The sequence below is a fragment of the Prevotella sp. AM23-5 genome (genome assembly GCF_003473645.1).
GTDB classification, from domain to species: Bacteria; Bacteroidota; Bacteroidia; order Bacteroidales; family Bacteroidaceae; genus Prevotella; species Prevotella copri_A.
In genome coordinates, this window is record NZ_QUCG01000098.1 from 1 (window position 1) to 8,759 (window position 8,759).

Annotated in this window: 6 protein-coding genes and 1 pseudogene; 5 read left to right on the forward strand and 2 right to left on the reverse strand. The window is 43.3% G+C overall.

Features of this window, described 5'->3' with window-relative positions:
- Nucleotides 1-834: 834 nt before the first annotated feature.
- The 5 genes and pseudogenes from DW657_RS15550 to DW657_RS18725 form a co-directional block, all read left to right on the forward strand.
- Nucleotides 835-3,876: pseudogene (locus DW657_RS15550) on the forward strand (RHS repeat-associated core domain-containing protein); the annotation flags it as partial.
- A gap of 75 nt (nucleotides 3,877-3,951) precedes the next feature.
- The gene (locus DW657_RS15555) at nucleotides 3,952-4,782 is read left to right on the forward strand and encodes a hypothetical protein (protein ID WP_225451465.1); all 831 of its coding nucleotides are present in this window, start codon (nucleotides 3,952-3,954) and stop codon (nucleotides 4,780-4,782) included.
- Between the two features lie 72 nt (nucleotides 4,783-4,854).
- Nucleotides 4,855-5,127 (forward strand): hypothetical protein, encoded by a 273-nt coding sequence (locus DW657_RS18220; protein ID WP_068855006.1) that lies wholly within the window; start codon nucleotides 4,855-4,857, stop codon nucleotides 5,125-5,127.
- On the forward strand, nucleotides 5,030-5,323 hold the full coding sequence (locus tag DW657_RS18720; protein ID WP_199658369.1) for an IS1 family transposase: 294 nt from the start codon (nucleotides 5,030-5,032) through the stop codon (nucleotides 5,321-5,323). Before DW657_RS18220 ends, DW657_RS18720 begins: the two co-directional genes overlap by 98 nt.
- 130 nt (nucleotides 5,324-5,453) lie before the next feature.
- On the forward strand, nucleotides 5,454-5,579 hold the full coding sequence (locus DW657_RS18725; RefSeq protein WP_353888547.1) for a hypothetical protein: 126 nt from the start codon (nucleotides 5,454-5,456) through the stop codon (nucleotides 5,577-5,579).
- A gap of 207 nt (nucleotides 5,580-5,786) precedes the next feature.
- Here the strand turns inward: DW657_RS18725 and mobC are convergent, their stop codons facing one another.
- Together mobC and DW657_RS15570 are read right to left on the reverse strand one after the other, a co-directional pair.
- Nucleotides 5,787-7,793: a conjugal transfer protein MobC gene (gene mobC, locus DW657_RS15565; RefSeq protein ID WP_118313347.1), complete on the reverse strand. Its 2,007-nt coding sequence runs from the start codon at nucleotides 7,791-7,793 to the stop codon at nucleotides 5,787-5,789.
- A gap of 89 nt (nucleotides 7,794-7,882) precedes the next feature.
- The coding region (locus DW657_RS15570; protein WP_118313348.1) for a relaxase at nucleotides 7,883-8,759 on the reverse strand (877 nt) is incomplete at its 5' end.

Genomic DNA, 8,759 nt, shown 5'->3' on the forward strand with positions numbered 1-8,759 from the left:
CTACACCTTTATAATATAATAGCGTACAGGAGAAACGATTTTTGTCGTTGTACCGCACCGCCACAGGAGCAAGATACTGCTGAAAAACACGAAACAAAGAATATAGAAACAGAACAAAGCATAGTTGGAAAACAAGCACGCTCCGTCTGTCGGTTATGACACCTTATTATATATAGGGGTATCTTGATGTTTTTATCATAATAAGATACCCCTGTTTTCTACATGAAATCTCAAATTTGTAAACATAACCCCATCATAAAAATGAATAGCAAGTATTCCTGCTGAATTTATCAAATCAGGGTCATTGTTGTTGATGACGACTCTACCGTCAGCTCATATATACCTTTCCGGCACAAGCATATAGTGTTTTCATTTGTACCCCGAGTGTGTACAGTTTCAAACCATGATTTACATTCTTATATAAGAAAGAGAAGCCGTGACCATTTGTGTATTTTTGCCAAACTAACTCCTGTACATACAACAGATGTAAAAAAATTCTGCAAAATCGACCGAAATCATAAGAAAAAAACACCAAATCAGCAAATTTCTTAAAGATTATATCCGTTTATTAAGATTATTTTTGTATATTTGCAGCATTAGTTTGGTGGTAAAGCCTATTGGCCTGCCACGTGACAATAGGACTTTACGGAGCAAGCCTATATCACAATTCTTCTCCGTAGTAACAGTCCGTTCTCTCTCTGGTCTCTCCCTGCGCGGCAGAGGCATACGTTTTTATATTTTTCAAACACTCCAAATTGACAGCGCATGAGAAAGTTTACTTCTTTGTTACTGTTAGGCTTCGCTCTCGGCAGTTTCGCGCAAACGCCCGGAGGAGTCAGCGGAAGAAACGTGTATGACGCTTTCGGACGTGTGGCAAAGGCATTCTATCCTACAACGGAAGGAAATGGATCGAAATCAACGTTCAACAAGTCATTTGACAATGTATCTCCAACGGTTACTGTTTATGACGTGCTCGACCGTGCTACCTCAGTGACATTGCCGGACAACTCTACGACAACTACGGCCTATACTGTTGACAACGGCAGTCATGCACTTGTTACAACCGTAACAGACGCACTCCATAATGTTCAGGCTACCCATACCAATGGCAGTGGCAAGACCTTGAAGACCATCCAGAAGAGTGGTCCTGACGGTGAGATTACCACCTCGTTTGAGTATGACGGCATACAGCGCCTTGTTCGTGTCACCGACACGGAGGGAAATGTAACGACCTCTACTTACGACATGGGTGACCGCCGTACTGAGGTGAACCATCCTGCAAGCGGCATCACCAGCTTCACATACGATGCGCTCGGCAATGTGCTGACCAAGCAGACTGCCAACCTTGCCAAGGAAGGCAAGTTCATCACCTACGATTACGACTATCAGCGTCTGACGGGTATCAACTACCCGGACCATCCGGAGAACAACGTGAAGTATTATTATGGTGGTCGCAACGCCTCTCAGAACCGTATCGGTCGCTTGATGCTCCGTGAGGACGGAACGGGTGCCATCGAATACTTCTATGGCAAGATGGGTGAAGTAACAAAGACCCGCCGCACGATGATTGTGCCTAACCAAGCGATAGCAACCTACGTGACGCAATGGACTTATGACAGTCACAACCGTCTGTTGGAGATGATCTATCCTGATGAGGAGAAGATTACTTACTCTTACAATCTCGGTGGTCAGCTTGAAAAGGTTCATGGCTACAAGTCATACGGCTACGATTATGTAAGCAAGATCGGCTATGACAAGTTCGAGCAGCGCACATACTTGAAATATTGCAACGGTGCTGAGACATTCTACACCTACGACCCACAGCGTCGTAGATTGCAGAACCTCACCGTGAACAGTGGTGGCAACACCATCATGGATAACGCCTACACTTACGATGCGGTGAGCAATGTGCTCAGCGTAGTAAACGGTGCGTCAGTTCCACAGAGTGGCAAGGCTGGCGGACAGATGGCTCATGCCTATACATACGATGCACTCTATCGTCTTGTAAGCGCAACTGGCACTTATACTGGTGCTGACAACAAGACCGCAAGCTACACTCTTGCGATGGGTTACGACAATATGCACCGTATCACTTCGAAGCGTCAGATTCTCACGCAGAACAACGTGCAGTTCAATGGTACATTGAATGCTGGCTATGATTTGTCGTACACTTATGGAACTGACACAGGCAAGAAATTCCAGCTTGCCAACGTTAAGGATGTGAATTATCGTACAGAGGAGACTCCATCCGAAAGCGAGAATGTGAACAACAACCACGCCTACGAGTATGATGCTAACGGCAATCTTGTTTACGTCAACACAAGTCGCACGAAGAAGGACGGCATTGCTGACGAGAAGACCGCAGAGCGCAAGCTTAAATGGGATGAGGAGAACCGTCTTCTTTCCTCTGATGACAATGGCTTCGTGACGAATTATTGGTATGACGCAGACGGTGAGCGTACGGTGAAGACATCAGGCGAGAGTGACCAAGTCTATGTGAACTCTGAGTTTGCAGGAGGCCGCACGAACACCGCCAAGTTCTCACTCTATGTGTCTCCTTATCTCGTTGCCAACCAAGGCGGACGCTATACCAAGCACATCTATATTGGTAGTCAGCGTGTCGTTTCCAAGATTGGTGACTTCGACTCTTACGGATCAGACCCACGCCGCATCCAGTATGCAGGTAGTGAGACTGATGGCTTGTCTGTTGATTATAAGGTTAAATATACTCAACAGTTGCAGGTCATTAAGGATAATTATGCAACCTTTGCAGTGCCGTACAACGGCGAGGACAACAACGATTATGTCGATGGCAAGGGCTTCTGCTGCAATGACGGCAGCTTGGAGGCTGCTCAGACACGAGCTTTAGCGAGAGCTGCAAAGAATAACTTCCAAGAAGGCGATACATACGAGAAGATGCAGTTCTACTACCACCCAGACCATTTGGGTAGCAGTAGTTACATCACCAACCTTGACGGTGAGGTGGTGCAGCATATCGAGTATGTTCCTTTCGGTGAGGTGTTCATTGAGGAGCGCAATAATATTTGGAATACGCCTTATCTTTTCAATGCGAAGGAATTCGATGAGGAGACGGGATTGTATTACTATGGAGCAAGGTACTATGACCCGAGGGTGAGTTTGTGGATTAGTACGGATATATTGGAAGAGAAGAATTATGGAAATTCAAGTTATGCGTATACCTATAATCCAATTACTTTTATTGATCCTATTGGCACAGACACAATAAATATATCCTATGTTAATAAAAAATGGAAGATAGATGCGCCCATAATAGCTGATGGAAATGACGTCTTTAATGTCGCAAATGGAGATAAAAAAGAAACCTATGAATTTTCACAAGGAGAGCATGGGAAGCGAGTGAATTTGTTAAACTTGGAAATAGGTGAAACAAAAGACAGTTATACACTAGGAGTGTATCATATATCTGGAGAAGCAGATAATGGCACAGGGTTCTATGTTGCTCCAGGAGGAGAGCCAAGTACAAAGAACGGAAGTGGTCGAAGGATTCCTGATGGAACATATCCAATAATTAATCCGACGGCTGGATCACAATGGATAAAACCTGGAGTTGGAGGAAACGTAAGTAAGCGAGGAATCAGATTCCACTATGGAGGAACAAATCCAAGATCTTGGACAGAAGGATGCTTTGTTTTATCCTCTGGGTATTCTGTTAATGGAAATACGATCCATTATAATGCTGATGAATCAAAAACGGCATCAAGAAACTTTGACAATGCTTTGGGAGCCATAGGACATTTTTCGTATCGACCTAAAAGTAGGACCTATAATAGAGAAGGGGCAACTTTTAATGCTCCAATTAAACATACCCTAATTCTTAAATCAAGGAAAAAGTAATAATGTTATGTAAGTCTGTGTTATTGAAGATTTTCAATAACACAGACCTTTAATTAACTTTTGAACACTCTAAAAATGAAGAAGTCCTTATCTTTGATATTGTATGTATTTATGTGCAGCTGTTGTCTTGGCTCTTCGAGAGTCTCATTGAATTATAAAAATGATGAATCAACAGACGCACTAGAAGTAAAGTCGCCAATCTGTAGTCCTCTAAATTCTGAAGATAATGAACTAACAGATTCTATAACAACTAATTTTTCTCAGAGCAATGTAACATATTATGGTATCCGGATTTGGCCCCAAGACGAAGAATACTACCAGAAAAGTGTAGAAAACAGGTTGTATCTTGTGTTAGGGATTAATGATACGTTGGTAGTTATATCCGATAACCCAATATTTTTTGGGGCGAATATATTATCAATAAGATCAAAAAGTAGAGCAAGGAAGGTATATTCAAGGTACAATCTTAATTTTGACAATGATCTTCCAATAAGATTTTATGCCACATCTTCATCAGATACTCTTATTTATGAAAAAATACCAATAAAATCTGCTCCGTATCAATTGTCCAAGGGTATATTGAAGACAAATAGGTTAATTGGTCTCCCCATATATGTGGGTATGCCTATCAAAGTGCTAAATAGAAAAGTGGGGATAGAGGGAATAATCCCACTTGAAACCTTAACAGAGTATAAGGTAATGTGCGTCATACATCCAGAAGCGGTTCGCTCTCTTTGGGTAGATAAACAATATATCCAATCATTGAAGCAGTTAAGTCACTGTGATATAACAATGATCATATTAAAATTAAAAGATAACAAGATTGATACCATTGAGTTTACCAATTTTGGGAAATATAAAATGACGGATGGAATGAGCGTAACATCATATTTAAAATTTAGATAATGCGGTAATGGCCAAAAGACGTAAAGAAATTCCAGTAAGCGAAAGAACTGTTATTTTGAAAGGATTACGAAAATGAAAAAAACATTACCCGTTGGCGGAATTAAATATGGAATAAGATGGGTAATGCTTCAAATCGGGAGTTGTTGTAATAATCATCTGATTATCAATGTGATTTTTAAAAGATTAGGCGTAAAGGCAGGGAAAGATTCTCTGCCTTTTGCTATATTTGTAACCCAAAACAAAGAAAATGAATATACGAGAACGCTTCGGCACTTTATGCTCCAGATTGGGAGTCGAGCTTCAATGTCCACATTGCTACTCAAACAATATTATCAAAAGTGGTAAAAGTAGTACAGGTAAACAACGCTACCGATGCAAACATTGCCAGAAGCGTTTTATTACTGACTACACATACAAAGCCTATCTTCCTAACTCTGACACCAAAATCACTCAACTGACCAAAGAGGGATTGGGTATTCGCAGTACGGCACGAATATTGGGAATTTCATTACCACCTTGCTTAAGAAGATTTTGCAGATAGTAAGCAATATCAAGCAGCCACCTACCTCTGTAGGCAAGACCTACGAAGTGGATGAGATGCGCATTTTTATCGGTAAAAAAATCATCCGCGCTGGTTAGTGTACGCCTTGGATAGAGAAACTCGCAAGGTTGTGGCTTTTAAAGTGGGCAGACGTACCAACCGTACTCTGTCTGTTGTGCTTCAAAGTCTTTTTCTGTCCAAAGCCAAAATGATTTACACCGATAAACTGAAAAAATACAGTTATCTCATCAGCTGAAAAATACACCGTACCGTTTTCCGTTCTACCAACCATATCGAGTGGCACAATCTTACACTTCGTATCCACCTGAAACGACTGAACCGAAAACGATTTGTTACAGCCGCAGTTTATCAGTGCTAACAGCTATCATAAGGATTTACCTGTGGGTATAGCTACGGTCCGTAATCATAACACCGCAACCACAATACCCAATCCGTGTTTGCACTACTTGTCTGGAATGAGATGGGACAAGGCAGGGGTGTTTTTTATCCTTTGAATCTCCGAATCAACCAGCGTCAGTATCTCTTGTTTTACCTTACGATAGTTGGCTTCGATAGTCTCTTTGAGATTATCGGAGCCATCTTCGTTTTTGAATTCCACTATCACTGGGATAGGCTGGTATGCTTTCATTTCTGCCGACACCTTGACGCTATCCACCACTATCTCCGCATGGAAAATCTTTTGGTCGATGCGTTCGTCGAAGTTATCGGACACCGCACCCACGAATATACCTTGTGTGAGGTTGGAAATCTTGCTTGCCGGGATAAGGCTATCCATTTGCGTGGAAATGGAGGTGGATTTGTCGTTGCGGTTGATGGTCATGGACTGCCGTTGCTGTAGCACCTTTCCGAAGCGTTCGCTAAGTGTCTTGGCAGTTTCGCCCACAACTTGACCGCTAAACACATTGCCTACAGTGTTCTGGATTACCTTGCTCTCCTTGTCGCCATAGTCACGGGTAAGCTGCGAAAAGTCCTGAAAACCCAAGCACACGGCGACCTTGTTGCTTCGGGCTGTGGCGATAAGGTTATCCAACCCACGAAAGTAGATAGTCGGCAACTCGTCGATTATCACAGACGATTTGAGCTGCTTCTTCTTATTGATGAGCTTCACGATACGGCTATTATACAGACCAAGTGCTGCCGAATAGATATTCTGGCGGTCGGGATTGTTACCTACAACCAGCACTTTCGGCTCCTTGGGATTATTGATGTCAAGCGAAAAATCATCGCCCGTCATCACCCAATAAAGGGCTGGTGAAATCATTCGTGAAAGCGGTATCTTGGCACTGGCTATCTGTCCCTGCAACTGATCCTGCGCTCCTCCCTCCCAAGCGTCCATAAAGGGAGAAAGATAGTTGGCAAGTTCATCGTAAGAAGTGAGTATCGGGAATATCTGTGCGTAAGGACGGTTCAGAAACTCGATAGCATGGGGAAAGGTGCAGTACTTTCCTTTCTCATATATCTTCAGAAACCAAATGATGGCAGCCAGCAAGATAATCGGCGACTCCACAAAGAAGTCTCCCTGCTTCTGAATCCACGAACGGTTAAGGTTGAGCATAATAGTATAGGCACTCTCGTAGGCATCCGATATATCCGTCATAAAGGCGGGATTGATAGGATTGCACCGATGCGACTTTCTCGGATCATCGAAGTTGATGACATAAAACTGAGGTTTTACCTTGTAGGCATCCAAGTGATGAAGCAGGTGATTGTAGGCTATCTCTGACAAATCGGGGAACTTATAGTCGTAGATATACATGGCAAAGCCTTTCTCAATCTGCTGCTTGATATAGTTGTTCACAATGGCGTAAGACTTACCCGAACCCGGCGTGCCGAGCACCATCGAGGCACGGAAGGGATTGACCACGTTAATCCAACCTTTGTTCCACTTCTTCTTATAGTAAAAACGTGTAGGCAGATTGACAGAATACTCGTTCACCATGAGTTTGGTCTCCTGCATGAAACTCTCGTTCTCATTATTGAAGACATCTTCCATGAGGTTGTGTTTCAAGAGCCTGCTAATCCAGAGTCCTCCCATCAACAGGCAGATATAACCCGCTGTCATTGTAAAAATGTACAGCGTGGCATTGCCCAAATGTGATATAGGCAGAAGCAATAACCACCAGTTGAGGAAGAACAGACAGGAGCCAACGACAAGAACCGTCCAAATCCTGTTCCAACTCATCTTTTCTGCTTTCACGCCCTTGGTTCCCAGACATGAGAGTGCCAGGAGCAGAAGCGAAAACAGCTTGGTATAGAGGATAGAATGAAATAAACCACCTGTTCTGTTGAAGTTGATAAGGATTCTGTCAACCACCCCGATTGTCACTCCCCACATGCGCATTGCCTCATAGCAATACCAATACACATTCATAATAGCGAGAATTATACTCACGGCACGGAGAAAATCCATTATTTTTCCCAATGCTCTCAAATCGTCTTCTTGTGCCATTGTTTTTTCTGTTTTGAAGTTATACAAATTGTTTTTGATTGAAGGCTGACTTTCTCCATTGCATAAGAAAGTCAACCTTGATAACACGATTAAAGACTTCGCCCTTTTCGTTTCTTCTTCTTTCTACGCAACTCCCTGTCAAATGCAGCTTCCTGTGCTTCATTTGAAGGACCGCCTCCAGCCATAAGTCCAAGACCGCTGCCGTATTCATCGAACAAGCTAGAATCGTGACGCTCTTGTTCTGAGATTGCACCATCTTCCTTTGGAATGGTAAGTGGTATCGGCTGCTCATTCTCGTAAGGTAAGGTGAAGTGCTCCTGCAAGGCATTGGCAGAAAGATTCGTTCCAAGCCTTGAACCATTGAACACGCTTTGGGTGCGGTGGTCAATGAATGTTGCTCCGTAGATACGGCCGTCAGCTGTATGTCGGAAAACAACATCAATACCCTTTGCTTTCAGCAGTTCTATGAACTTATCCTTATGGTACGTCTGTTTCAACACTGCTTCTACGCTATGTTTGGTCATCTCGGAGAGTTTCTTGTCCTCCTTGAACTTCTTGGCAGAATAAGCGAACCGCTTTTCTATTGCCTCCACACCGACAGATTTGTCAATCTTGGAAGCCTTGAAAGGATTTCCAACCTTATTGCCCTGTCCGTCCGTGGCAGAATAGACAAAACCATGATACTCACGACCGCCAACTTCGCCTCTGACTTCCTCCAAGGATATATTATATAAGGAGAGAAGTGCACGGTACTCGCCCAAGGACTGGAACCTGTAGGTAGTGCAGAGTGATTTTACAGTATTGGCAACCTGCTTCTTCACATTGCCTTGGCTTACATCCACCTTGCGGAGTGGATTGTCTGCCTGGCGTTGCTTGCGGTCTGCCTTGTGGAGATTGTACTTCTCCTCCAAGTCACGGGTGATAGCCTTGCTCCTATGGTAGTTGTATCGGCTATCCAAACACTTT